Origin of the sequence: Pseudoalteromonas sp. SW0106-04 (assembly GCF_001293805.1) — a bacterium.
Lineage (GTDB): Bacteria > Pseudomonadota > Gammaproteobacteria > Enterobacterales > Alteromonadaceae > Pseudoalteromonas > Pseudoalteromonas ruthenica.
The window spans coordinates 78,700-103,259 of record NZ_BCAI01000012.1; the positions used below are offsets into that span (position 1 = coordinate 78,700).

The window sequence follows — 24,560 nt, forward strand, 5'->3', positions numbered from 1 at the left end:
ATGAGTGATGTCATCAACCTAGCTAAAGAGCTAATGCGCCGGCGCTCAGTGACCCCTGATGACGCCGGTTGCCAGCATGTGATCAGTGAACGTTTAGCCAAGGTGGGCTTTAACAATGAGCCGATGTTCTTTGTTGATACCCTAAACACCTGGTCACGACGTAATAATCAGCCCCCCAATGTCTGCTTTGCTGGGCACACCGATGTGGTACCTACCGGCGATGAGAGCCAATGGCAATTCCCACCCTTTGCCGCTACAGAGCACGATGGTTACTTACACGGGCGCGGTGCCGCTGATATGAAAGGGTCATTGGCAGCGATGGTGGTAGCAACCGAGCGTTTCGTAAAAAAACACCCTAATCATAAAGGTTCAATCTCATTTCTTATCACCTCTGATGAGGAAGGACCCTTTATTAATGGCACCACTCGAGTTATCGATACACTGCAAGCACGTAATGAGCACATAGACATGTGCATTGTCGGCGAGCCTTCATCCACAAATAAATTAGCTGATGTTGTTAAAAACGGCCGCCGTGGCTCATTAACTGCGTTTTTAACCGTCAAAGGTAAACAAGGACACGTAGCTTACCCCCATTTAGCCGATAACCCCGTCCATCGCGCCACTGGTTTTCTAGAGGCTTTGTGCGCTGAAAGGTGGGATGAGGGAAACGCATACTTTCCTGCCACCAGCATGCAAATCTCCAATATAAATGCAGGAACCGGAGCCGGAAATGTAATTCCAGGGGATTTAGAGGTGCAATTTAACTTTCGCTACAGCACCGAAGTAACGGCACCACAACTGCAGCAACGCGTTGTGCAATTGTTACAACAACACCAGCTCCCCTATGAGCTCAGTTGGGTGCACAATGGTGAACCCTTTATCACTGAGCCGGGTGAGCTGATTGACGCTGTCCAACAAGCAATTCATAGCCAATTGGGTTATCAAGCCGAGTTACAAACCAGCGGCGGTACCTCTGATGGCCGCTTTATCGCCCCCACAGGGGCAAAAGTCGTCGAGCTTGGGCCGCGTAATGCAACTATTCACCAAGTGAACGAATGCGTCAGTTGTGCTGATTTAGACAACCTTGCGCTCATTTATGAGGGAATTTTGGAACGTTTACTCACATGAATCTAGCGATGTGCGCCACAGGGCGAAGTGACGAGCACTTAGTCAGTTATCAACAGCAATCTGTCCACCATGAGGCGCTAAACGATTTGAAGCGGTTGCAGCGCGGGGCTGCAAAGGACGGTATTGATTTACGCGTAGCCTCGGCGTTTCGTTCGTTCTCACGCCAAGCTGCTATTTGGAATGCAAAATTTAATGGCCACCGCAGTGTATTAGATATCAATGAGCAGGTAGTTGAGTTGTCGCACCTCAATACTTTGCAACGATGCCAAGCTATTATGTTATTTTCAGCTCTCCCCGGTGCCAGTCGGCATCATTTTGGTACTGACTTTGATGTCTGGGACAGTGGCGCTGTCAGCGACGACTATGCGCTGGCATTAACGCAGCAAGAATATGCACCCACAGGGCCTTTTGCACAGTTATCTCAATGGTTGGATGAGCACATGGCCGAGTACGGCTTTTACCGACCGTATGATTGTTATCGCGGAGGTGTGGCGCCGGAGCCGTGGCACATTAGCCATATAACCAGCGCCAGTATCTTGCTGCCATGGCAAAATCCGAGCACCATCGCCGATGCCCTGCGCGACAGTGACGTGGCTGGCAATGAGACAATCATGGCGCACCTCGATACCCTGTGTACGCAGTTTGTTACTAATGTTGGCCCTGTTTTTGCCGCGCGATAATAAACACGCCAATTGCAGCCACTAATACGGCGGCACTGACCATGGCAGTGCCATCAATGCGCTCACCGAGCAAGACAGCCCCACCTAACATCGCCAGCGGCGGTACGCTGAGTTGCATCACCGCCGCTTGACTGGCTTTAATGCGCTGGATAACCCGATACCATAAGGCATACCCAAGCGCTGACGTTATAGCGCCCGAGACGAAAGCAAGCACAAGCCCTTTGGGGTGAGCAAATAATGTTTGTTGAGATACCAATACTCCAACCATAATTAGCAGTGAAAGCATTGCCGCACGTTGAAAATTATCTGCACTTGCCAAGGTCGCGTCTTTGCGGCCTTGCCCGAGTATACTGTAGCTGCCCCACGCGACACCGGCGACTATCATAATTCCGCTATACCCTAGATGCACATCCGTGCCCTGTGGGCTCAGCAAAATGAAAAAGGCTGTCATCGCCACCAGTAGCATCACCCATTGCAAAACGCTGAAGCGCTCTTTGTGTAACAGGGCCCAAGAGATCATGCAAAACTGCACCGCACTGAACAGTAGCAAGGCGCCTAGGCCAGCATCTAAGCTAATGTATGCAATCGAAAAAGCAAACATGTAAACGGTTAAGCTTATTGCCCCGAGCCAACTGCCCCCTGTTGCCCGCACCGATTTTTTTTGGCCTTGCCGACCCGTAGAGCACATCACCAGGAGTGTTAACATTAAAGCGCCGCTAACGGTGCGAATGGCGGCAAAGCTCAACGGATCAATATGCACCATGGCCAAGGCCTCACGATTGAGTAAGGAATTAGCAGCAAATGCGAGCATGCTCAGCAGCGCATACAACCAAGGAGCATACCGAGAGAGTGAAGGCATAGTGGTTTCCATGTGTGCTTAATTATTTAGTAGCAGACAAGCAAAAACGGTAAAATTTTTCACGGCTAAGGGCATTAAAAACCCAATGGTGCTTCACACCAACGATAGGCTGGCGTGTTAACCCCCCGCTAGCTTTGCCGATACCGACTGAAAAAGCGCCCGATACGCTCCATCGCTGGTCGTAACTCATCTTTGTGCGGCAGGAACACAATGCGGAAGTGATCCGGCTCAGGCCAGTTAAAACCGCGCCCATGCACCAACAGAATTTTCTCTTGCGTAAGCAAATCTAACACCATGGTCTCATCATTGGTGATATTAAAGCGTTTTGTATCGACCTTAGCAAAGCCATACAACGCGCCTTTGGGTTTGACACAACTAATGCCGTCAATATCGTTCAACCCTTGCCAAGCGATAGTACGCTGCTCGTACAAACGACCACCCGGCTCGATTAACGCATCAATGGATTGCACGCCCCCTAACGCTTGTTGAATTGCGTTTTGTGCTGGCACATTGGCACATAAGCGCATCGAGGCAAGCATCTCTAGGCCTTTAATTAAGTCTGCCATCCTTTTGGTGGGCCCGCTTAGTACCATCCACCCCATACGTAAACCCGCTGCGCGATAAGTTTTCGCCAAGCCATTAAAGGTGATCACCGGGACATCGTCGCACAACGCTGCAATAGAGCTATGTGGCGTATTATCAAATAGAATTTTCTCGTAAATCTCATCACTCAATAGTAATAAGTTGTGCTCGCGAGCGAGTGCGATAAGTTCATGCAAGAGCGCATTGCTATACACAGCCCCGGTGGGATTATTGGGGTTAATTAATACCAGTGCTTTGGTCTTATTGGTGATTTTACTGCGAATATCGTCGATATCAGGAAACCAATCGGCCTGCTCATCACAGCGATAATGGACAGCTTTCCCTCCTGAGAGCGTCACACAGGCACTCCACAAGGGGTAATCAGGGGCAGGAATAAGGATTTCATCGTCATTATTAACCAGCGCTTGAGTCACCATTTGGATGAGCTCGCTGACCCCGTTACCAATAAAGATATTATCAACGCTAAGGTTGTGTAGGCCGCGTTGTTGATAATGCTGATATACGGCTACTCGCGCCGAGTATAAACCCTTTGAATCGCAATAACCTTGTGCTGAGCTCAGGTTACGGATGATGTCTCGGAGCATGTCCTCTGGCATGTCAAAGCCAAACGCCGCAGGATTCCCGATATTGAGCTTAAGGACTTTTTGCCCTTCATCTTCCATGGCCTTTGCGGCTTGTAAAACCGGACCACGAATATCGTAACACACACCCTGTAACTTCTGGCTTTTGAGTATCTCGGACATACTTCCCCCTTAATCGAAATGCTCAGTTAGATTATCGGGCCCAAAGGGAAATTACCAGTAGCGACAGGGGGTTATTAATGAATTAATTTCAACTCTGTTGCTGCCACTGCTTCATTTGCACGACGCTACTGGCGATGACCTCATCCAAACTATCAATATCCTGCTGTAGTGACTGGCGCTCACCTTGAGATAACCCCTGCTCAATACGTCGCGCAGTATCTGCTAAGGTGATAGCACCGAATTGCGCCGCATTCGACTTTAAGCTGTGAATATTACGTATCGCTTCACTATCTTGGCTATCTAAGCTTTGCAAAAAAGCACCATGTAAGCGGGTAAATTCACTAAAGCAAAAGGTCAACGTCGCATCAAATTGATCGGCCAATAAACTTTTCATGGCAACCAGCGCATTCTCATCTATTTTTATTTCCATGATACTAATTCCTAAGGTTATTTCTTAAAGCATAAGCTGAGATTAGCAAATGGACAACTTGGAGCAAGCACTTAAAGCAATTACAATAGCGGTGTTTGCAATTTAATGGGGCATTTATGGCTCGGAATCTGTGCACTCAGTGTCACTACCCAAGCTCTCACTGCGTGTGTAAATATGTTATTGCGGTTGAAAATACCATCACTGTGTGGATTTTACGCCATCCCCACGAGCTCAGCCAAGCTAAGAGCACCACGCCGCTTCTTCAGCTCGCTTTAAAGCGAATTAATGTCTGTACCGGTGAAAACCCCAGGGATTTTTTGGCTGTACAAAGCATCCTTGATCAGGGCGTTGCGGTTGTCTACCCCAGTGAGCAAGCAAACGCCATTGAGCAACTTAGCGAGCAGCGCGGTACCATCAAGCATATTATTCTACTCGATGGCACCTGGAGTAAAGTACATCGGTTGTGGCAGTTGAACCCTTGGCTGCATGCCCTGCCTAGTTTGACTTTCGCGCAACCACCTGCAAGCGAGTACCGGATCCGTAAAGCAAACCGTGACGATAGCCTGTCGACGTTGGAAGCGACGAATTATTGTTTGGCTCAGCTTGAGGGCCTATCAACACAGCCCCTAAAGCAACTATTGGCTGGGTTCGTCCAGGAGCAGCTCAAAAACATGCCTGCGCATGTTCGTCAGCGGTACTCATCATGAGTCAGTTAATGGCAAAAAAGTACCGCCGAGGGCCTGATTATCGCTTTGGCGTTGATGTCGATTTTGCTGAAGTGCGTGCCACGTTTGGCTTTCGAGCCATATCTCTTGGCCGCTGGGTGAGCGCTGAGGAATGTCAGCGCGCCGCTAATCTAGTGTACGATGCGCTTGCGGACCTAACCCAGATTTTAGCCATCCCTCCCGAAGCGATTGGCCTGCGGCAAACCTTAACGCTGGCATTCGGTCAAGGCGGCCAGCTCGGTGTCCAAGCCCATTATCAAAGTACCACCCGGACCTTGGCATTGGCGAAAAACGCAGGCTGTGGTGCATTGGCTCATGAATGGTGGCATGCATTTGATCATTACATTAGCCGCTTTTTGTTCACTTCGCAGGTCAGCCGGCTCGCCTTTGCCAGCAAACTATGGCTGACGCGCGAAGATATCAATACACACCCCATGAACCAAGCGTTAAACTCTTTGTTCCGGCATTTATTTCTTGATGCCAGCGCGCATCATAGCTCCGATTACATGAAGCGCGCCATTGACCTTGATAATTCTGCTGGACGCCTTTACTTTGCGATGCCTGAAGAGCTTAGCGCACGCGCTTTTGAGCATTATATTCAAAGCCATACGCTGCAAAACCAGTATTTGGTCAATGGTACTAAACAAGGTGAGTTGGCAAAGCTTGGCGGCTACCCTACTGACGATGAAGCGCGCCTGCTAGCGCCCTATTTCAGCCGTTACTTTGCGATTTTGGGTCAAGCCCTAAGCCGAAGTCATGATGCTGACTAAGCCATTGCATGTACTGAGCAACCGGCATAGGTTTAGCAAAATAATACCCTTGACCGATGTCACAACCATAGCTACGCATGTACTGCGCATCGCTCAGTGACTCAATCCCTTCTGCGACCACCATCGCTTGAAGACTTTGCGCAAGGTCGCAGGTGGCTTGGCATATTGACTGATCTTTTGGAGAGTCAGCAATATTGTGCACAAACTGCTTATCAATTTTGAGTTCGTTAAAGCCTAAGTAACTTAAATATGCCAATGATGAATAGCCGGTGCCAAAGTCATCAATGGCTAATTTCACACCAATGCGTCGGAATTCATCAAACACTGTTTTAGCGTTACGCTGACCACCTATTGTCGCCGACTCTGTCAGCTCCAACATAATGCTCGATGGTGCGACCCGTTGCTCTTGTAGTGAGGTGAGAATATGCGTCGGCAAACTCTTATTGCTTAAGTCTCGACCGGAGATATTAATCGACATAACATGCTTGGGGGCGAACTCATGGAGTTTAGCCTGCAATGCAATACATTCGCTTAGCACCCATTCGGTTATTTCCATAATTTGCCCTGCCGACTCTGCAATGGGTATAAACTGGTCGGGGGTGATTAAGCCATTGCTAGGGTGTTGCCAACGCAGTAACACCTCGGCACCATAGACACTCTGATCTTGCAGACATATTTGCGGCTGCAAATAAATACGAAATTGGTTATCGCTGATGGCGGTTTTTAAATCTGAGGCTAAGCTTAAGCGCCGCTGCGAGCGAATACTGTCTTCCAAAGAGTACAGGTGCCACAACTGCCCGGGTAACCGGTCACGATATAAAGCTTGCATTGCGTAACGCACTAATTGCTCATGAGATTGAGCATGAAGTGGATAATTCGCAACCCCAAAGTCAACCTGGTCTATCAAGTGGGTATCATCAATCTCGACGCCCTCATTAAATACCGAATTGATCACGCATACCGCTTGCTCAATAGTGCTGAGCTCCAGTGTGCCACAAATCCCTAAAGCAAAAATATCGTCACTAAAGCGACACACCACAGCAGAATTCTGATGCCCCAGCGCCAATAGCGGTAACCCATCAAGTTGGTGTTCAACATGGTGGATCACCGATTTAATGTAACGGTCCGCGTGGCTAATACCAAAATTAGCGCGCGACTGCACCAACCCCCGAGGCTTAAACATAACCAGCGTGATGGCCTCATGACGAGCGCTCTTCAAGGTTTTATTGAGTAATTGCTTATTTGCCAGACCGGTTCCAGAATCTGTATACACTATCTGGCGATGGGCCATCATTTGCCCACGCTCTCGCAGCGTCATCGCAAAGCCTATCAGCAAACAGTTCAACACTAAGGCAAAGGCAAACGCGGCGTACAAATAAATGCCCACTTCATAAGGTCGCAGATAAAATAACGCTAACGCCAAGACCACTGCGGCCAAAGGTAGCCAACTAAACGCCAATAACCTGCCCCAGCGCTGCATCGGACTGTATTTAACACTAGCAATAATGGCTAACACTAGGGTTGCGGCAAACAACACCTCCATAATTACTCCTTGGTGAGCCAACGCCATAAAGGGACTCACACTCGCGGCAACGCAGCCAACCCACAACGCGGCTATAAACACTTTATGCAGGGTTTTCGCACGCTCATCTAGCCTGAGTAATCGCGATAAGAAAAGTAATAAAGAGATGCATATAATCACGCCGTTAAGCGCTGTGTAGTGAACCAAAAAGCTGTGCACACTCTGGGGAGTTAAAAATTTAGTAATGCCAACTTGGGCCAGCAGAAATATACTGCTACTGGCGATGTACAAGGCAAAAAATCCATAGTAGCCAGCGCGATAGGCAAGCCACACAGCGACACAGTAGATCACGAAGCCAAGCATCAATCCTGAGAAGGACGACCACCCAAGCCAATGCTGCTGTTGCTCTTTATTAAATGCGAGTTCTGTTTGATGCTCGAGTGCAAAAAGCGCATGGCGCTGCGCTTGTACGTGCACATACACAATACGGTCTTGTGCGCCACTAATGGCCATCGAGGCGCCAACATCACGCCCCGGTGGCCAAGCCAATGACCCTGCGGCACTGTGACTCAGCAACCGGCCATTATCAAATAGATAAAAGTCGATATTAAAAATGGCGGGGTTTTGCGCGCGCAAGTAACAGCTTGCACTGGGACAGCTATCAGCAGGCAGAGCAATCTTGAACCAATAATCCCCTCCCGCATTAAGCAGCATTGCTTCGCCCATCGCTACCATGCGACTTCCTACAAAGGGCTGTTGAGTTACCTGAGCTAATGACAGGGGCTGCTCGCTTTGCATCATCTCGACGCTGACATGCAGTTGGTCATCAGCCAGCGCACCACTATGCCCTGGAGCCAAAAATCCCAGCATAACGATAACCATGACCCACAAATGTGCGCTCAGTTTATGCTGCTTTACCATTAAGCCCCCGTGCAACTTCTTCCTTGTACAGTATGGAAGAGGTGCACGATTTTTCCATGAAATTTAAATACTTTGTATTACAGCATAAGGTTATTGCTGACCATCATCACCAATACGGCTGGCGATGGCACCGTCTTGCCCTTTGTATTTTGCATCTTCACGGGCATTATATGGCTTCTCAGCTGGGCTGGTGAGTGTTTCAAAGCTCATAGCTCCAATTTTCATGTTCGGGCGCAGCGCCAGCGGCAGCTTTCCTGAATTATAAAACTCAAGAACAATATTGCCCGACCACCCGGGGTCAATACGGTGGGCAGTCACATGAACCATTAAGCCCAAGCGTGCGAGCGATGACCGTCCATCGAGCCAACCAACAATATCAGCCGGTAAGGTCACCGATTCGTAAGTGATTGCCAAGGCGAGTTCCCCGGGATGAAGGAAAAAAGCTTCTCCTTCACCCAGTACGATTTCATCACTCATAATGGATTCCATGGCCGCGTTTAGCTGCGCTTTGGGGCCACTGAGATCAACATACGGGGCGGCATGATCTTGAAATACTCTAAATTTATTACCCAATCGCAAATCAACGCTAACGCCAGAGATGGCTTGCTCACCTGGCGTCGGGGTAATTTGAATTCGCTGCTCGGCCAAGTACTGTTTTATATGGGTATCTGATAAACGCATGGTTAGTCGTCCGTAAAAATAATCTCAACGCGCTGCTTAGCGCCCTGTTGGTAATAAAGCTCACTGGCGCTGATGCGCGCAGCGTGAGCAAAGTAGTGGCATAGCTCAGGATATTCATCACCTAAGTCCGCGCCTTGTTCCGAACATTGGCGGATGCCCATCTCAAGCGGCAGCTGCGCTAATATAGGCACGCCATAACGCTGTGCTAGTTGCAGCGCTCCATCGGCGCCAAAAATGTGGCTGGTTTCGCCACAGTGCGGGCATTGGAACTGACTCATATTTTCGATCAAACCGAGAATAGGGACGTTCACTTTTTCAAACATCTTCACGCCCTTGTGGGCATCAGCAAGGGCTAGGTCTTGTGGTGTTGTAACGATAATAGCCGCGCTGGCCGGTACTTTTTGTGACATGGTCAATTGAATGTCGCCAGTACCTGGAGGCATGTCAACCAACAAGTAGTCAAGCTCGCCCCAATCAGTTTCCATGAGCAGTTGCGACAGCGCTTGCGAGGCCATCGGCCCACGCCAGACGGTGGCATCATCGGGGTCTACCAAAAAGCCGATAGACTGCGCTTTGATGCCATGAACTTCAAATGGCAGCAAAGTATTTTCATCCTTGGCCTGAGGTTTTTCACCTTGCAAGCCCAATAACAGCGGGATAGAAGGGCCGTATATATCGGCATCGAGAATGCCCACTTTCGCTCCCTCTCGGCGAAGCGCCAACGCCATATTGACAGCACAGGTCGACTTGCCAACCCCACCTTTGCCAGAGGCCACGAGAATAATGTGCTTAATGGTTTTAAGACGCGGCGATTCTTGCAGTGTTACATCGATGTCAACACGCACATCACGTTGTAGTTGCTCGGCGATATACTGACGCAGCGCCGGTGCCTCTTGAGCACATGAAAAAGGAGCGTTGATGTGGCAATGCGTCTCGCTACTGTCACTACTAATAGCGTCTGGGGGAACCCCTACTGGAAATGCGGCGCTGCGATACGACGCTAAACACTGTTGATATTGAGACGGCCATTTTGTTGGCTTGTGACTACCGAAAAGTGCGGATTTCACTTTTGAACCAAATCCTAACATGATAACTGCATAAATAATTAACGAAGCGTAATGAAAAGTGCCGCCAAATTATGTAACATTCGGGGCATTAACACCAGTCTATTCACCCCACTGATGCTCGGGAGGCGCTTATGATCATTATAAGCCCCGATATTAGCGGGAGTAACCCTATCTGAGATGGAATGAGCACTTTATGGCAAAGAGAAAAATTCTCATAACAAGCGCCCTGCCTTACGCCAATGGCCCAACACATTTAGGCCATTTGTTAGAGTATATTCAAACTGATATCTGGGCCCGTTTTCAAAAATCCCAAGGCCATGACGCCTACTATGTGTGTGCTGATGACGCGCACGGCACGCCCATTATGCTCAATGCCCAAAAGCAAGGCATTACCCCTGAGGAAATGGTCGCCCAAGTCAGTGTTGAGCGCCAGCGTGACTTTGCTGACTTTAACATCGAGTTTGATAATTACCACAGCACGCACTCAGATGAAAATAAAGCGCTGAGTGAATTGATTTATACCCGTCTTGATACTGCAGGCTATATTAAAAAGCGGACCATCTCACAACTTTTCGATCCCGAAAAAGGTATTTTTCTTCCAGATCGTTTTGTTACTGGTACTTGCCCTAGCTGTGAGGCCGAAGATCAAAACGGTGATAGCTGTGACGTTTGTGGAGCGACCTACGCACCCACCGAACTGAAGTCACCGCGCTCGGTGATGTCCGGCGCCACTCCAGTGCTAAAAGACTCCGAACACTACTTTTTTGATTTACCCGAATTTGAGGGCATGCTCAAACAGTGGTTGCACTCAGGCTCAATTCAACAAGAGATGGCCAATAAGCTGGATGAATGGTTTGCCGATGGTCTACAGCAGTGGGATATTAGTCGTGATGCGCCTTACTTTGGCTTTGAAATCCCCGGTGCACCTGGCAAGTATTTCTATGTTTGGTTGGATGCGCCCATAGGCTACATGGCCAGCTTTAAAAATCTTTGTGATAAAAGCGACTTAGATTTCGACGCTTTCTGGAAAGAAGGTGCCGACGCCGAACTCTATCACTTCATCGGTAAGGACATCATTTATTTCCACAGCCTATTTTGGCCAGCCATGCTTGAGGGTGCAGGGTTTAGAAAACCAAGCAATATCTTTGCTCATGGCTTTGTCACCGTCAATGGCGCAAAAATGTCTAAGTCAAAAGGTACTTTCATTAAAGCGCGTACTTATTTAGAGCACTTGGACCCAGAGTATCTGCGTTACTACTTTGCCGCTAAACTCGGCAGTGGCATCACTGACTTAGATTTAAATCTCGAAGATTTTGCCCAGCGAGTTAATTCTGATTTAGTAGGTAAGGTGGTTAACATAGCGAGCCGCTGCGCCGGGTTTATCACCAAAAAGTTCGACGGTACACTCTCTAGTGATAACGTTGAAGCTGAGCTTATCGCTGAGTTTGCTGCTGCACGCCAAAGCATCGCTGATCACTACGAAGCCAGAGAATATGGCCGCGCTGTGCGCGTGATCATGGCGCTGGCGGATAAAGCCAACCAGTACATCGACGCGCAAGCTCCGTGGGTCTTAATAAAAGACGAAAATACCGCGAAGCAAGCTCATGATGTATGCAGTGTGGGGATCAACTTATTCCGCATACTTATGACGTACTTAAGCCCTATCCTACCGGGCATGGCCGCAAAAGTGAGCAGCTTCCTCAACGACGACTTAGCATGGGAGAAGGTAGACACCGTTTTGGTTGATCATAAGATCAATAAGTTTAAAGCCTTAATGCAACGAGTCGATATGGACAAAGTGAATACTATGCTTGAGCAATCAAAAGAGAGCCTCGCACCGGCGGCTGCTACGCCAGCGCCAGATGCCAATAATGGTGAAATTGATAAAGACCCTATTGCCGATGAAATCGAATTTGATGATTTTGCTAAAGTGGACTTACGCATCGCGAAAATTGCCAATGCAGAGCATGTGGAAGGTGCTGACAAGCTGCTCAAGCTAACCCTTGATTTAGGGGGCCCACGGCGTCAGGTTTTTGCTGGTATAAAATCAGCGTATGCACCCGAGCAACTCATTGGCAAGCACACAGTCATGGTCGCAAACCTTAAGCCAAGAAAAATGCGCTTTGGCCTATCCGAGGGCATGGTGTTGGCTGCTGGACCAGGTAAAAAGGATATATATATTCTTGAGCCCCATGATGGCGCCAAACCTGGAATGCGGGTTATGTAATACTGCTAAAAGGCCAGCATATGCTGGCCTTTTCAATTTAGGTCCGCTTTAGCGCTCGTCTAACGATTCATGTGTAAGCACCACTTTGCCTAAATTAGCATTATTTTCTAGAACTTGATGCGCTGACATGGCCTCTTCCCAAGGGAAGATAGAATCAATGACTGGCGCGATGTGGCCACTGTTTAATGCATCGCCAAACGTACGCTTTAGGTTATCAACCAGTTTCGCTTTATAATCGGGTGCACGATTACGCAGCGTCGACCCTATCAGCTGAGCTCGCTTTTGCAATAGCTTGGCACCATCAAATTGCTCACTATAGCGCCCCCCTAGCAGCGCTAAAACGACAATGCGACCATCCATATTGAGTACCGATAAGTCGTCATTCAAATACCCACCGGCAACAGGATCAATAATGAGATCGGGGCTGAGCCCTTCGGTCTTCATCACCTCACGCCAATTGTGTTGACGATAATTAATCGCTTTATCTGCGCCATGGGCTAAGCAAAATTGTTTCTTTTCATCACTGCCGACGGTCACGACCACCTGCGCTTGCAAATATTTTGCAAGGCTAATAGCCGCAGTGCCCACACCGCTCGCACCAGCATGTACTAAAACCGTGTGCTCTGCGCCAAAATCAGGGTATTGTGCAATGGCATCAAAAGCGGTCAAAAACACCTCACAAAATGCCGCGCCTTGAGCATGGGAGAATGTTGCCGGTTTAACAATACAATGACGTACATCGACGGCTACAAATTCACCGTATCCTCCGCCCGCGCAAAGCGCCATCACCTGCTGCCCTAACCATTGCGACGCTACGCCCTCACCCAATGCAACCACTTCTCCGCACACCTCGAGCCCGAGGATCTCACTATCACCTGGCGGTGGCGGATATTTTCCTTGACGCTGTAAAAGATCGGCGCGATTCACTCCCGCTGCGTTTACTTTTATTAACACTTGCCCGCGAGCCGCTGCTACAGTGGGCGTTTGCGCTATAACTAGCTGTTTATTTTCGTTTAAGTCAATTGTTAGCATTGTGTAATACCGTTTGATCGTAGTATGATGTAAACGTAATTTTAAAGGGACAAACCTACAACTAAAATAGTAATTACGAGCAGCCAAGGATCTTTTAGCTCCGATATTTTTATTAGAAGCACTTTTTCTTGGCCGTTTTAATGCTATCCTAAATGTCTGTTGGGAGGATAGGTTGATGACACAATATAGTGAAATAAAAGCAGTGTGCGATGAATTGCACCAAGCCGGTACACCAATCACGTTAGCAACATTGCTCGAGCGTGTAGACGGTGATCGCGCTACCGTACTCGAACATTACCGTCAGTGGCGTAGCGAGGATCGCTCGGCCCGGCCACAAGATAGTCAACAGCCTACCAAAGTGACCGACTTAGATATCGAGTTTTCTGAACAGTTTATCCATGCCTTCAAAGCGCAAACACAGGCCTTTGCCGATGCGCAAGTCGAGCCCGTGCAAGCGCAGCTTGACGAGATGCGTGAGGCTGAGCAATTAGCCATTCAAAGCCTTGAAGATCTACAACAGAATTACGATCAACTTGCTGAGCAAAACGAACAACTCCAACAGCAGGTTGATGCTCGCCAGAGCCAGCTCGACGAACAAGCTGCGCAGTTGGCTGAACAAACAGAGAATATTGAACAGCTACACCAACAGGCGCAAGACACTGAGCAAGAGCATCAGCAGAAACTTGCAGGCTTGCAACAGCGTATTGAGAATTTTGACAACGACTATGCGGCTTTGGCGCAAGAGCGTGATGAAATTCAACGCCAACATGATGAGTTAAACCATCAGCACCAACAGCTCGAAGAGCTTAAAGCCCAACTCGACGCCAGCGTTGCCCAATTACAGGCGCAACTCGAAGAGCAACAGCCACTTGTTGATAAGCTGAAAAATGAAAACAACCTGCTTAAAGAACAAAGTGCAGTAGCCGCCAAGCACCAAGCTAGCCAACGCGAAGATATTCGTCAGTTGCGTGAGCAAAACAAAGAGCAAGGCGAACAACTCGGCACTATTCAAAGTGAAGCTGAGCAGGCCAAGCAAGATAATGAAAAGTTACACGAGCAAGTACGGTTCTTAAAAACCAACTCCGCTTCTACCATTGAGCGCCTTACTGCAAGTAACGAGCAGTATCAGCACAAGATCAAAGAGCTTGAAGAGCAACTGGTAGCTAAGGACAGCGAGTCTGCAGACACTGTAGCTGAGAATAAACGCTTGAAAGAACAAATCACCTTTCTTAAGCAAAATTCAAGCTCCACGCTCGAGCGCCTATCTAAAAGTGCAACCTTGGCACAAAGCCGCCTAGGTGAGTTAGAGTTGAGCTTAGCCGAAACTCACGCTGAACTTGAACGCTTGCGTTCTGAGGAAGACGGTGAAAGCGCAAAAAAGAACTCGGATGATGATATGGACTCCATCCAGTCAGCATAGGATAAAAGGCGCTATTACAGCGCCTTTTTAGTGCTCACTGAGCAACTCGTTGCCATACTTCATACTCTACCAGTTCACCATCTTGATAAAGCGTGTGATGCCATAACTGCTCTTTGATTTCATAGTCAAAAACCAATTCTTTGCCTAACAAAGAAGGAATGTTGCCGTAATCAACATGCTCTATGAATGCATCTTCTGTAACCTCATATCGCCCACCAGCGGCATAATGGAATTCGCCATTTTTTTGCGTGATGTAATTAAAGTGGCCGCCACTTAGGACCTTTACTGAGGTCACATCAGGAGCCTCAGCATAGAACACCTGTCCCTCACTGTAATACTCCCCTTTAACAAATTGCCAGCTCCCCTCTAGCGGGTGGGCCTCGGTGACATGAGCCACAAATATACAGGTAATTCCAACAATATATTTCAACATAAACCTTCCTTTTTTAGTTACAGGATACGGCCCTTTAAGGGTCAGTAAAAGTGAAAATTGCTCACTATCACTGCTGGAAATAGCCGTTATTTTCTAGTGAGTTAGCTATATACAGTAGGCTAAGCTAGAGTAAATAACAGCAGTAATAAGGGGTATGACCTGAACATGAACCTAAGACAAATTGATTTAAACTTGTTGGTCTATTTGAATGTGTTGATAGAGGAATGTAGTGTGTCTGCGGCTGCAAACCGCCTCGCTCTTACCCAAAGTGCGATGAGTAACGCGCTCAAGCGGTTGCGTGACTTATTCGCTGATCCACTCCTTGTGCGCAGCGGCAGCACCATGCTATGCACGCAAAAAGCATTGGCACTCAAACCCGAACTCGAACAATTCATCGCTCTCGCACAAGGGATCACGTCACAACAGCAGCCTTTTGATGCCAAGACAAGTAGCCACACATTCCGAGTAATGGCCAATGAATTTCTTGTCAGTTCGATGTTGGTGCCGCTGATCAAAGAGCTCTGTTGTCATTATGCAGACATCCACATAGACTTAGTTAATCCCAGTGATGTCACTCTCAGTGAACTAGAGCAAGGTCAGGTAGACATCGCTGTAGACCGTTTCATGCGCCTACCGTCTTCATTCCATCAAAAAACCTTGTGGCGCGACAATTACTGTTGCCTGAGCGATCAGTCACACCCAATACAACAGGATACCTGTTTGGAGAACTACTTATCAGCACCACATATTTGGCTTAACCGCAGTGGCTTTGGGCCTGAACCCTTGGTCAAAAATCGTGAGCCACAAAAGCTTGGCTGGGTTGATCAGGCGCTCATGCAACTGGGTGAGCGCCGGAATATCCGTGTTTACGCACGTCAACATAGTTTAATACCGAGCCTGTGCGAACATTCTCAGCTTATTGCTACGCTACCGAAACGCTTAGCTGAACATCTGGTCGCGACGAGCAGCCAAAAACTCGCTATATGCCCGGTGCCCTTTCCCATCGTGCCCATCAGTGTATCCATGCTTTGGAGCCCGCTTGTCCATCATAACAATGCCCATATTTGGCTCCGCCAACAACTGCTGCAGTTTGCACATTGATTTCATCAATACTAATAATGGATACCACCCATTTCATAAATATCACTTTCACCCATACAGTTATAGTGACGCTGACAAAATGAGCCATAACGGAGGCAACTATGCAACAACGACACTACACCCACTATGACTGCATCCACATTAATGCTGATCTTGATACCTTTATTCGTGCTCAGTTAGATGCTTGCGGCAATGCCATCCATATTGAAGAATTTTATCAAGCACTGGCACAACTGAATGACGAGTTTGGCGGCCATTGTCGTGCCTGTGGCGATAATACTTTAACATTGGATGCTCTGCGCGAGCACTATCCTAACGCTGCCCAAGTAGACTCACGTGCTGCAGATATTCTCGATGAAGACAATTGTCCGGTTCCCGTGAGCATTTTATTTGTCATGCTTGATGAGTTAGGGCTGGCACCGAAATTAGGCAATACCGATGCGGTTCGCTTACGGGCACGACAGTTACTGCGCGGCGCGATTGCGGCTTAGATATTGCTCAATCGCCGTGATCACCGCGTCTGTGGACACCTGTGGCAGTTTATGAGTACGGGTGTCGAGTTGAAACAACTGCGGGTAGTGGCTGATGACATACTTAAGCGCGTGAAATAACCGCGTACTTGCTTGGTCCAGCCCTAAGTGTTGTAGCAATAACACACCCGCCCATAGCGTTGCACAAGGGTTGGCAACACCTTGGCCTGCGATTCGTCGAAATGGACCATGACTAGGCTCAAAGATAGCCATCTCGTTATTACAATTAATGCTGGGAATAATGCCTACGCCCCCGACCAGCGCCGCCCCTAAGTCGGCAATCAAATCCCCTGCGAGATTATTACACACCAACACGTCAAACTCTGATGCGTACTGCGGTAAACGTTGCATTACCCGATCGAGCATCATGAACTCGACTTCAATACATTGGCCTGTGTTGCTACATAACTGGTAATACTGCTTGCAGGTGCTCAACGTAACCTCATGGTGCTGTTGCAGGTAGGCCAGCGCCCAACGTTGGAATTGCCCTTCAGTAAGCTGCCAAGCATTACTTTTATGTACAATAGTGAGCTTTGTGCGATGATGCGCTAAGGCATAGCTGAGTGCTTGCGCGACCAGTCGCTCGGTCGCGGCTTGCGAGCAGTTTTTTATCGCTAAGGCGCAGTTATCAGCAAAGCGGAGCTTGTAATAACCTAGCTCCTGCTCCAACACCTCGATTAAACGCGACGCATCACTGCTTTGGGCAGCCAGTTCAATACTTGCAAAGCTATCCTCACTGCACTCACGAAAGACTACCATATCAATAGCGCCACTATTTTTCAGAGGGCTTGGCAAGCCATCGAGTGCTTTAATCACACGCATATTGCAAAATAAATCGAGCTCTTCACGTAAAGCAATGTTCAAGGAGCGAAACCCACCGCCAATGGCACTGCTCATCGGCCCTTTTAAGGCTACTTTGAGCGCTCTTAGCTGCGTGATTGTGGCCTCAGGAAACCACTCGCCATCGCCTTCTCTAGCCGCTTGCTCACCGAGCAATAAAGCATGCCAGTCAATGCCGTACTGACCATGGTAGGTAAGCGCAACCACCTGATCAATCACGGCGCGTACATACGGCATTATCTCCGGGCCGATACCATCGCCATCAATATAGCCCACCTCGAAATTATGCATCATAATGATTGTAATAAAGTTCAGCTTACAGAGATCTTGTTATAACAATCAGCAGTACAATTCGCTAATCAACCGTGACTTTGTTTAGCATTCATAGGATCAATATGCGCATTTATGTTGCCATCATAGTCTTGGCCTTTCTAACTCCCTGCACTAGTGCAGACACGCACTGGCAATTGAACTTCGAAAGCTATGCAAGTGATGAGCGCCAACAACAGCTACAAGCGTGGGTAAATACCGCAGTAGACAATACCCACAAACAGCTTGGAGCCCTTCATTATAAGCATGTTGAAGTGAACATTAGTCAACCTGTGTTTACCACTGAAGCTGTGCCTTGGGGGGAGATAAAACGCGGGCCACCGGTGCAAGTGGTGCTCGAAATTGGACGTTTTGCCGATATAAAGCGTATACGCAAAGACTGGACTATTTATCATGAGTTGGCGCATTTATACATGCCCTACCTCCCCGCTGAAGACAGGTGGTTAAGCGAAGGGTTTGCCACTTTGATGCAAAACTACACCATGCTCCATGCAGGAATATACAATCGCGGGCAATTCGAACACCGCCTACAAGCCGGGTTAGCACGCGGTAAAGCTGACACACGTATCCAGCAAGGGCCGCTTAGTGAAGTCAGTGGCAACGCCAAGCCTATCAACGTGTTTATTGGTCTGGCGTGGCCTATTTTATTGAAGTAGAGAATGAACTCGCACGCCACAAGCTGAGGCTAAGCGATGTCATTGCACGTTATAATCACTGCTGCTTTCGCCCACGCAGCAGTGCCAAAGAATTTATCAGTGCCCTTGATGGCATCGTAAGAACAAGGGTGTTCTCAAATTTGTATAGCCGCTATCGATTGCGCTGTGACTTTCCTACTATCAAACAGGCCCACATAGCGCGCTTAACCATCAGCGCGGTCAACCTGGGCGCCGCCACTGTGCAATAAGGGCGTTGCCGTAATCACGTGCCTGAGCGCTGGAGCTCGATGCAAGTGGATTCATAAAGCCATGCTCATAGGCACTGCGATGGCAATGGATACGCGGGTGTGACAGTGTCGCCATCAGCTGTTTAACGTCAAATGCACTTTCATGACGAGCAAAAATAATGTCCGTGTTACAGCTTGGCACTAAATCGACATGATGCCTTATTTGCGTTGGGTAAAATAACAGGGCACGAGAGACATTGCGACTTTGACTTATCGCGCGCCATGCGGCACTTGCCCCCGCACTAAAACCAATGACATCAACCTGCCTAAAACGCTCAAGGGTCTGCATAACACGCCGCAAATACTCATCGTGGCCACCTTTTGCAATGAACTGCTGATAGGCCTGATGTTGCTGTGTAGCTGGCAACGCTGTGTCATTGGCACATAGCAATGTCGCATCAAGGCTCTTGGCGAGCGCTTGCGTCGCCTGCGTGTTAGAAAAAATATCGGAGAGTAACAGTAATTTAGCCATCATCCGCCCCCTGCTAAGCAAACAACGATTATAAAGCAAGCTTGATAAAGTTTATATTTATTTATGTTCTTGATTCTGAAAAATAAACAAAGCTGCTACACTCAATGAACAAGGTATTAATAAACGCAGTAAGCTTTATGTTGCGTCGGTATCCTCTTATATTGCTCTTAGGCTTCGTGCACTCGCTCGCAGCATATGCAAATGAGCGCCAAACGATACGCTGGCTGGTGTTTGACTTTGCCCCCTATTACATTATGAGTGACACACATCAAGGTGAAGGGCGAGATGAGCAAACCATCGCCCTGTTGCAGCAACAATTGCCTAATTACCGGTTCGACTATGTGCATATCCCAGGCAGTCGTGCTATCCATGAGCTAAGCAACCCGCAAAATACCTACTGCATCTTATCCTTGTACAAAACCCAGCGTCGCCTGGACAAACTGTTGTTTACTAATAACGCTTCAACTGTGGGACTTTCTCCTGCATTGGTGATGCGTAAGAAGCTTGCTAATACGTTAGGGTTGGTAGAAGGTGAGCCGGTATCGCTGAGCCAATTGCTCGCTGAGCAAGGCCTGCGGTTAGGGTTACCGATGAACCGCTCTTATGGCAAAGAGCTTGACCACATCATCAACCACAGTCCGCGCAGCAGCCTAGTCACCCGTCCGGGCAAGGACGTACTCGCCAGCCTCACTTATATGTTGATCAAAGAACGGCTCGATATGCTCGTTGGTTACCCGAGCGAGCATTACTACTTGGCATCAAAAATGGGAGTGAAAGAGCAAATGGCTATTTTTCCTATCGCCGAGGTCGCCGCCATTAGTCACGGCTACGTGGGGTGCAGCAATACTGCCTTGGGATCTGAACATATTGATATTATTGACAGCGCGTTAGAAAAAATAACAGCAACCGATAGCTACGAGCAGGTAATGATGCGCTGGCTGCCACCACAATTGAAGCCACGCTTACAACAACAGTTGCAAACGCGGCTAAAAGCACAGTAAGTCGAAAATATTACTTACGTACACCTTCTATCGATAGCTCGATGTCAACATGAGTCGATGCTGGTCCGAGGTTATAATCAATATTGTAGTCTTTAAGCGCTAACTGGGTATGCCCTAAAAAGCCGACGCGGTAGCCACCCCATGGATCATCCCCTTCACCAATTTTTTCTATATCGAAGCTAATGGTTTTGGTTACACCATTGAGGGTAAATTCGCCCGTTACTTTACCATTAGTATCATCGCTAAAGCTGATATCGGTGCTTTTGAAGGTCGCTTTAGGGTGCTCACCAACATTTAAGAAATCGTCACCACGCAAGTGCTTATCACGCTCAGCATGGTTAGAATCAATACTACTGGTGTCTATCACAACATTGATCTTTGACTCGTTAGGTTTATCAGCGTCATAGCTGAAGTCGCCTGAGAAAGTATTAAAGCGGCCATATAACCAACTATAACCTAAGTGCTGAATTTTAAAGTTAACAAAGGCATGCGCCCCTTTGGTATCGATCACATAATCAGCAGCAAGTGCGGCTGAACTGGATGTGAGTAAAGCGGCACCAAGTGCAAGTTTAGTAAGTGATTTATTCATGATTATCTCCTTTTGTCGCTTTGAGCATACGCGTCAAAGTACGATCTCGATTAATAAAGTGATGTTTAAATGCCGCTAGGGCGTGTAACGCAGCAAAAATAATTAAGCTCCAAGCCACATACTCATGGATTAATCCAGAGATATCCTCTTGGTTATCAATGAATTCGCCCATTGAAGGAACAGTGAATAACGAGAACACCTCGACACCGCGCCCATCTGCAGTTGAGATTAAATACCCGGTCATCAGTAATGCAGCTAACAACACATAGAGTAGCCCATGGGCGATGTGTGCTAGGCGGTTTTGCCATACCAAGGTCGGATCAGCCGCGCGCGGAGTCACCTGGGTAATACGCCACACTAAGCGCAGCGCAAACACCAGTGCTAGGGTAATACCGATGCTTTTATGCAAATCCAATGAGCCTTTGTACCAGCTGTCGTAGTAACTCAAATCAACCATGTACAAGCCCAATCCAAACAGCCCAAACACAGCTATAGCGACTAACCAGTGCAGAAATATAGCTATCCATCCATAGCCATATTGAGTATTTTTTAACATCGCTCATTCTCCTTAATAACTGCTAATAGCTTAAATCAGCCGTTGAGAAAAAAACATGGCGCTGGCGCAATGCCAAGTGTGCGTAAATGCACAAAACTTTATTCACCATCGCTGAAAGTGCGCTTAAATAGCCAATCCTCCACTTCTTCGCCATTGATATAATGGCCGTTATAGCCTTGGCAGTGCTGAGTGAAACCCTGCTTTAATAGAAGCGCTCGTGACGCCTCATTGCCGGCAGTAACTGTGGCTGTATATTCGCGCAGACTAAACTGACTGTGCCCATGCTCAAGCAACGCATGCAGAGACTCACTCCCCAACCCTTGCCCTTGGTATTGTGGTAGGAGCATAAATCCTAACTCTGCTAGGTGCTCACTGTGACGATAAAACCCTGTGACCCCGATAAGCTCACCGCTTCGCTTTGCAATGGCCCACGTATACCAACAAGGCTGCATACTCGTAGGGTTTAAACGTTGTTGAAAGCGTTCTTGCACCTCATCAATATCCCCTATATCCGCCACATAGCGCATCACCTCGAGGTGTTGATGTAAGGCATAAAATACTGGCCAATGTGCTGCTCGCAATGGCTGATGTTGTAATCGAGACGAATGAAAATCCATTAATGACATGCTCTAGTGCTCCAAAAAAGCCGAGCGCTAGGCTCGGCTTCGATACGTATATAACGCGATAAATTATTAAAGCTTTTTAATACCCATGTTGTATAGAGTAAAGCCATAAATATCAGCGTATTGCTCAATGGTTTTACTGGTTGGTGTGCCAGCACCATGCCCGGCATTGGTTTCAATGCGGATCATCACTGGATTCTCACCTTGGTGCTTATCTTGAAGCTCTGCTGCGAACTTGTATGAGTGCGCTGGAACCACACGATCATCGTGATCGCCTGTGGTAATTAAAGTTGCAGGATAGTGCACACCTGGTTTTACATTGTGAACCGGTGAGTACCCTTTTAGGTAATTAAACATTTCTTTGCTATCTTGCGCCGTACCATAGTCGTACGCCCATCCCGCACCTGCGGTGAAAGTATGGTAGCGCAGCATATCAAGAACACCGACCGCTGGCAGTGCTACTTTGAATAAATCAGGGCGCTGGGTCATTACCGCCCCCACTAACAAGCCACCATTTGAACCGCCACGTACAGCAAGACGCTCACTGGAGGTGTAGTCGTTATCGATAAGGAATTCTGCGGCAGCAATAAAGTCATCAAACACATTTTGTTTTTCTAACTGGGTGCCCGCTTTATGCCATTTTTTACCGTATTCGCCGCCACCGCGTAAATTAGCTACCGCGTATACTCCGCCCTGCTCAAGCCATGCAGCCGTTGTGGCGCTAAAGCGCGGCGTCAAGCTAATATTAAAGCCACCATACCCGTATAAAATAGTAGGCGCCTCACCGTTGAGCTTAGTGCCTTTTTTATAGGTGATGATCATGGGTACTTTAGTGCCGTCTTTAGAGGTGTAGAATACCTGTTTAGACTCGTACTGTGAGGGGTCAAATTTAGCACCTGACTCTCTATAAACCTGAGATTCTCCGCTTTGTACGTCAAAGCTAAAAATAGTGCCCGGAGTCTTATAGTTAGTGAAGGTGTAATACAAGGTCTGTTGCTCTTGTTTACCGCCAAAGCCAGAGGCCGTGCCGACACCTGGCAGGGCGATTTCTCGCACTAGCTTACCGCTTTTATCAAACTGTTTAACTTGTGAAATGGCATCGACCATATAGCGGGCAAAGAAATAACCGCCGCCCTTTGATAGGTTGAGTACATTGTCTGTTTCAGGGATCAGGTCTTGCCAATTTTCAGGAGCTGGGTCCTTCGCATCCACCGTAACCACACGTTTGTTCGGCGCATCTTTGTTGGTTACTAAAAACAGTGTGTCACCTTCGTTGTCAATGACACTGGTGTCATAGGTAATATCATTAATCACCGTGACCAGTTCACTGTTTTCATCTGTCAAATCTTTAATAAAGAGCTTGTTACCTGATGTAGATACCGCTGCGGAAATAACCAAGAAACGCTCGTCCGAAGTCACCGCTGCGCCAACATAGCGATGCTTTTGCGCCTCAGTGCCACCAAAGATAAGTTGATCGTCTTTTTGCGCCGTACCTAGCTTGTGGTAATACAGTTTATGCTGGTCTGTTTTTGCTGACAGTTCGCTGCCTTGTGGCTTGTCATAGCTTGAATAATAAAAACCGTCGTTGCCTAACCAAGAAATACCGCTGAACTTAACATCGACTAAGGTTTCACCCAGCTGCTTTTTAGTCTCGGTATCAAGCACAATCACTTTACGCCAATCACTGCCGCCCTCTGAGATTTGATACGCTGCTAAAGAGCCATCCTCACTAAAGCTAATGCCAGCAAGCGACGTCGTGCCATCTTCACTAAAGGTGTTAGGGTCTAGGAAAATTTCTGCCTCACCGTCTCCTTTTTGACGATAAAGTACGTATTGGTTTTGCAAGCCGTCATTTTTGTAAAAGTAGGTGTAGTCACCTTCTTTAAAGGGTGCGCTGACTTTTTCGTAATCCATTAGCGTCTTAAGACGCTCTTTTAGCTCGTCTCGGTAAGGAATTTGCTCGAGGTAGTCAAAAGTGACTTGGTTTTGTGCCTCAACCCATTTAGCGGTCTCTTCGCTCATATCGTCTTCTAACCAACGATAGGGATCAGCAACTTGCTCGCCAAAATAACTATCGACAACGTCGCCTTTGCGAGTGTCCGGGTAGTTTATCTGGGCGACCTGTTTTTCAGGCTGTTCTAGTTGTTCATTTTGCTGTTGTGAAGCAGGCTTTTCGCTGCATCCCGTTAGGGCAATGCATACCGCAACTGCGAGAGATTTTTTAAGCATAATTTTTTCGTATTTTGTTGTTAGAATCGAAGTTAAATTAGCGCTCTAGCTGTCTATTGTCCAGCGAAGCGAGACAGTTTCGCGTTGAATAGTCCTATAAAAAAG

24 protein-coding genes are annotated in these 24,560 nt (G+C 47.8%); 10 read left to right on the top strand and 14 right to left on the bottom strand.

What is annotated here, in order from left to right; translation table 11 throughout:
- Both dapE and W04_RS14040 read left to right on the top strand, forming a co-directional pair.
- On the top strand, positions 1 to 1,128 hold the full coding sequence (dapE, locus tag W04_RS14035) for a succinyl-diaminopimelate desuccinylase (protein ID WP_053911260.1): 1,128 nt from the start codon (positions 1 to 3) through the stop codon (positions 1,126 to 1,128).
- Positions 1,125 to 1,808 (top strand): M15 family metallopeptidase, encoded by a 684-nt coding sequence (locus W04_RS14040; RefSeq protein WP_053911261.1) that lies wholly within the window; start codon positions 1,125 to 1,127, stop codon positions 1,806 to 1,808. Before dapE ends, W04_RS14040 begins: the two co-directional genes overlap by 4 nt.
- Here the strand turns inward: W04_RS14040 and W04_RS14045 are convergent.
- The 3 genes from W04_RS14045 to W04_RS14055 all read right to left on the bottom strand — a co-directional run bounded on the left by W04_RS14045 (position 1,777) and on the right by W04_RS14055 (position 4,443).
- Positions 1,777 to 2,667 (bottom strand): DMT family transporter, encoded by an 891-nt coding sequence (locus W04_RS14045; protein WP_053911262.1) that lies wholly within the window; start codon positions 2,665 to 2,667, stop codon positions 1,777 to 1,779. The two genes, W04_RS14040 and W04_RS14045, sit on opposite strands and share 32 nt — an antisense overlap.
- A 128-nt stretch (positions 2,668 to 2,795) precedes the next feature.
- On the bottom strand, positions 2,796 to 4,013 hold the full coding sequence (locus tag W04_RS14050; protein ID WP_022943636.1) for a pyridoxal phosphate-dependent aminotransferase: 1,218 nt from the start codon (positions 4,011 to 4,013) through the stop codon (positions 2,796 to 2,798).
- An 88-nt stretch (positions 4,014 to 4,101) separates the two neighbouring features.
- Entirely contained in the window at positions 4,102 to 4,443 is a 342-nt protein-coding gene (locus W04_RS14055; protein WP_022943635.1) for an Hpt domain-containing protein, read from the bottom strand.
- Positions 4,444 to 4,559: 116 nt separating this feature from the next.
- Here W04_RS14055 and W04_RS14060 point away from each other — a divergent pair, with 116 nt between their 5' ends.
- Together W04_RS14060 and W04_RS14065 are read left to right on the top strand one after the other, a co-directional pair.
- Positions 4,560 to 5,150 carry a tRNA-uridine aminocarboxypropyltransferase gene (locus W04_RS14060; RefSeq protein ID WP_082342244.1) on the top strand — a complete coding sequence of 197 codons (591 nt, stop codon included), beginning with the start codon at positions 4,560 to 4,562 and terminating at the stop codon, positions 5,148 to 5,150.
- Positions 5,147 to 5,938, top strand: a complete 792-nt coding sequence (locus W04_RS14065; protein ID WP_045978650.1) for a CLCA_X family protein — start codon at positions 5,147 to 5,149, stop codon at positions 5,936 to 5,938. The genes W04_RS14060 and W04_RS14065 overlap by 4 nt, the downstream gene beginning before the upstream one ends.
- Here W04_RS14065 and W04_RS14070 read toward each other — a convergent pair.
- The 3 genes from W04_RS14070 to apbC form a co-directional block, all read right to left on the bottom strand.
- The gene (locus W04_RS14070) at positions 5,880 to 8,381 is read right to left on the bottom strand and encodes an EAL domain-containing protein (protein ID WP_053911264.1); all 2,502 of its coding nucleotides are present in this window, start codon (positions 8,379 to 8,381) and stop codon (positions 5,880 to 5,882) included. The genes W04_RS14065 and W04_RS14070 overlap by 59 nt on opposite strands.
- A gap of 90 nt (positions 8,382 to 8,471) precedes the next feature.
- Complete coding sequence (gene dcd, locus W04_RS14075) at positions 8,472 to 9,062, bottom strand: dCTP deaminase (RefSeq protein WP_022943631.1); 591 nt, start codon at positions 9,060 to 9,062, stop codon at positions 8,472 to 8,474.
- A gap of 2 nt (positions 9,063 to 9,064) precedes the next feature.
- Complete coding sequence (gene apbC / locus W04_RS14080; RefSeq protein WP_082342245.1) at positions 9,065 to 10,150, bottom strand: iron-sulfur cluster carrier protein ApbC; 1,086 nt, start codon at positions 10,148 to 10,150, stop codon at positions 9,065 to 9,067.
- A 172-nt stretch (positions 10,151 to 10,322) separates the two neighbouring features.
- Between apbC and metG the strand changes: the two genes are divergently transcribed.
- Positions 10,323 to 12,356 (top strand): methionine--tRNA ligase, encoded by a 2,034-nt coding sequence (gene metG / locus W04_RS14085; RefSeq protein ID WP_053911265.1) that lies wholly within the window; start codon positions 10,323 to 10,325, stop codon positions 12,354 to 12,356.
- 48 nt (positions 12,357 to 12,404) lie between these two features.
- On the opposite strand, the gene W04_RS14090 is transcribed toward metG, so the two are convergent.
- Complete coding sequence (locus W04_RS14090) at positions 12,405 to 13,388, bottom strand: NAD(P)H-quinone oxidoreductase (RefSeq protein ID WP_053911266.1); 984 nt, start codon at positions 13,386 to 13,388, stop codon at positions 12,405 to 12,407.
- A gap of 175 nt (positions 13,389 to 13,563) precedes the next feature.
- Between W04_RS14090 and W04_RS14095 the strand changes: the two genes are divergently transcribed.
- Complete coding sequence (locus tag W04_RS14095; RefSeq protein ID WP_053911267.1) at positions 13,564 to 14,808, top strand: DNA-binding protein; 1,245 nt, start codon at positions 13,564 to 13,566, stop codon at positions 14,806 to 14,808.
- A 34-nt stretch (positions 14,809 to 14,842) separates the two neighbouring features.
- On the opposite strand, the gene W04_RS14100 is transcribed toward W04_RS14095, so the two are convergent.
- Positions 14,843 to 15,241, bottom strand: coding sequence for a hypothetical protein (locus W04_RS14100; RefSeq protein WP_197275970.1), 399 nt, complete (start codon positions 15,239 to 15,241; stop codon positions 14,843 to 14,845).
- Positions 15,242 to 15,406: 165 nt separating this feature from the next.
- On the opposite strand from W04_RS14100, the gene W04_RS14105 reads away from it, so the two are divergent.
- Entirely contained in the window at positions 15,407 to 16,342 is a 936-nt protein-coding gene (locus tag W04_RS14105) for a LysR family transcriptional regulator (RefSeq protein ID WP_053911268.1), read from the top strand.
- A gap of 101 nt (positions 16,343 to 16,443) precedes the next feature.
- A complete protein-coding gene (locus tag W04_RS14110; RefSeq protein WP_045978644.1) occupies positions 16,444 to 16,833 on the top strand; it encodes a hypothetical protein in 390 nt (129 codons plus the stop codon).
- Here the strand turns inward: W04_RS14110 and W04_RS14115 are convergent.
- A complete protein-coding gene (locus tag W04_RS14115; protein WP_053911269.1) occupies positions 16,807 to 18,006 on the bottom strand; it encodes an isocitrate/isopropylmalate family dehydrogenase in 1,200 nt (399 codons plus the stop codon). The genes W04_RS14110 and W04_RS14115 overlap by 27 nt on opposite strands.
- A gap of 101 nt (positions 18,007 to 18,107) precedes the next feature.
- Here W04_RS14115 and W04_RS14120 point away from each other — a divergent pair, with 101 nt between their 5' ends.
- Positions 18,108 to 18,698: a hypothetical protein gene (locus W04_RS14120; RefSeq protein WP_053911270.1), complete on the top strand. Its 591-nt coding sequence runs from the start codon at positions 18,108 to 18,110 to the stop codon at positions 18,696 to 18,698.
- 219 nt (positions 18,699 to 18,917) lie between these two features.
- On the opposite strand, the gene W04_RS14125 is transcribed toward W04_RS14120, so the two are convergent.
- The gene (locus tag W04_RS14125; protein ID WP_197275971.1) at positions 18,918 to 19,457 is read right to left on the bottom strand and encodes a dienelactone hydrolase family protein; all 540 of its coding nucleotides are present in this window, start codon (positions 19,455 to 19,457) and stop codon (positions 18,918 to 18,920) included.
- 104 nt (positions 19,458 to 19,561) lie between these two features.
- Here W04_RS14125 and W04_RS14130 point away from each other — a divergent pair, with 104 nt between their 5' ends.
- Positions 19,562 to 20,458, top strand: coding sequence for a TIGR02285 family protein (locus W04_RS14130; protein WP_082342246.1), 897 nt, complete (start codon positions 19,562 to 19,564; stop codon positions 20,456 to 20,458).
- 10 nt (positions 20,459 to 20,468) lie between these two features.
- On the opposite strand, the gene W04_RS14135 is transcribed toward W04_RS14130, so the two are convergent.
- From W04_RS14135 to W04_RS14150, 4 genes are all read right to left on the bottom strand, one after another.
- Positions 20,469 to 21,047, bottom strand: coding sequence for a YceI family protein (locus W04_RS14135; RefSeq protein ID WP_045978641.1), 579 nt, complete (start codon positions 21,045 to 21,047; stop codon positions 20,469 to 20,471).
- Complete coding sequence (locus W04_RS14140; protein WP_053911272.1) at positions 21,040 to 21,603, bottom strand: cytochrome b; 564 nt, start codon at positions 21,601 to 21,603, stop codon at positions 21,040 to 21,042. Before W04_RS14140 ends, W04_RS14135 begins: the two co-directional genes overlap by 8 nt.
- Positions 21,604 to 21,701: 98 nt before the next feature.
- Positions 21,702 to 22,229, bottom strand: a complete 528-nt coding sequence (locus W04_RS14145; RefSeq protein ID WP_053911273.1) for a GNAT family N-acetyltransferase — start codon at positions 22,227 to 22,229, stop codon at positions 21,702 to 21,704.
- Between the two features lie 66 nt (positions 22,230 to 22,295).
- Positions 22,296 to 24,455, bottom strand: coding sequence for a prolyl oligopeptidase family protein (locus W04_RS14150; protein WP_053911274.1), 2,160 nt, complete (start codon positions 24,453 to 24,455; stop codon positions 22,296 to 22,298).
- Positions 24,456 to 24,560: the final 105 nt, after the last annotated feature.

Coding starts and splice junctions, on each gene's coding strand:
- dapE (WP_053911260.1), top strand. CDS start 1: ATGAGTGATGTCATCAACCTAGCTAAAGAGCTAATGCGCCGGCGCTCA.
- W04_RS14040 (WP_053911261.1), top strand. CDS start 1,125: ATGAATCTAGCGATGTGCGCCACAGGGCGAAGTGACGAGCACTTAGTC.
- W04_RS14045 (WP_053911262.1), bottom strand. CDS start 2,667: ATGCCTTCACTCTCTCGGTATGCTCCTTGGTTGTATGCGCTGCTGAGC.
- W04_RS14050 (WP_022943636.1), bottom strand. CDS start 4,013: ATGTCCGAGATACTCAAAAGCCAGAAGTTACAGGGTGTGTGTTACGAT.
- W04_RS14055 (WP_022943635.1), bottom strand. CDS start 4,443: ATGGAAATAAAAATAGATGAGAATGCGCTGGTTGCCATGAAAAGTTTA.
- W04_RS14060 (WP_082342244.1), top strand. CDS start 4,560: ATGGCTCGGAATCTGTGCACTCAGTGTCACTACCCAAGCTCTCACTGC.
- W04_RS14065 (WP_045978650.1), top strand. CDS start 5,147: ATGAGTCAGTTAATGGCAAAAAAGTACCGCCGAGGGCCTGATTATCGC.
- W04_RS14070 (WP_053911264.1), bottom strand. CDS start 8,381: ATGGTAAAGCAGCATAAACTGAGCGCACATTTGTGGGTCATGGTTATC.
- dcd (WP_022943631.1), bottom strand. CDS start 9,062: ATGCGTTTATCAGATACCCATATAAAACAGTACTTGGCCGAGCAGCGA.
- apbC (WP_082342245.1), bottom strand. CDS start 10,150: ATGTTAGGATTTGGTTCAAAAGTGAAATCCGCACTTTTCGGTAGTCAC.
- metG (WP_053911265.1), top strand. CDS start 10,323: ATGGCAAAGAGAAAAATTCTCATAACAAGCGCCCTGCCTTACGCCAAT.
- W04_RS14090 (WP_053911266.1), bottom strand. CDS start 13,388: ATGCTAACAATTGACTTAAACGAAAATAAACAGCTAGTTATAGCGCAA.
- W04_RS14095 (WP_053911267.1), top strand. CDS start 13,564: ATGACACAATATAGTGAAATAAAAGCAGTGTGCGATGAATTGCACCAA.
- W04_RS14100 (WP_197275970.1), bottom strand. CDS start 15,241: ATGTTGAAATATATTGTTGGAATTACCTGTATATTTGTGGCTCATGTC.
- W04_RS14105 (WP_053911268.1), top strand. CDS start 15,407: ATGAACCTAAGACAAATTGATTTAAACTTGTTGGTCTATTTGAATGTG.
- W04_RS14110 (WP_045978644.1), top strand. CDS start 16,444: ATGCAACAACGACACTACACCCACTATGACTGCATCCACATTAATGCT.
- W04_RS14115 (WP_053911269.1), bottom strand. CDS start 18,006: ATGATGCATAATTTCGAGGTGGGCTATATTGATGGCGATGGTATCGGC.
- W04_RS14120 (WP_053911270.1), top strand. CDS start 18,108: ATGCGCATTTATGTTGCCATCATAGTCTTGGCCTTTCTAACTCCCTGC.
- W04_RS14125 (WP_197275971.1), bottom strand. CDS start 19,457: ATGGCTAAATTACTGTTACTCTCCGATATTTTTTCTAACACGCAGGCG.
- W04_RS14130 (WP_082342246.1), top strand. CDS start 19,562: ATGAACAAGGTATTAATAAACGCAGTAAGCTTTATGTTGCGTCGGTAT.
- W04_RS14135 (WP_045978641.1), bottom strand. CDS start 21,047: ATGAATAAATCACTTACTAAACTTGCACTTGGTGCCGCTTTACTCACA.
- W04_RS14140 (WP_053911272.1), bottom strand. CDS start 21,603: ATGTTAAAAAATACTCAATATGGCTATGGATGGATAGCTATATTTCTG.
- W04_RS14145 (WP_053911273.1), bottom strand. CDS start 22,229: ATGTCATTAATGGATTTTCATTCGTCTCGATTACAACATCAGCCATTG.
- W04_RS14150 (WP_053911274.1), bottom strand. CDS start 24,455: ATGCTTAAAAAATCTCTCGCAGTTGCGGTATGCATTGCCCTAACGGGA.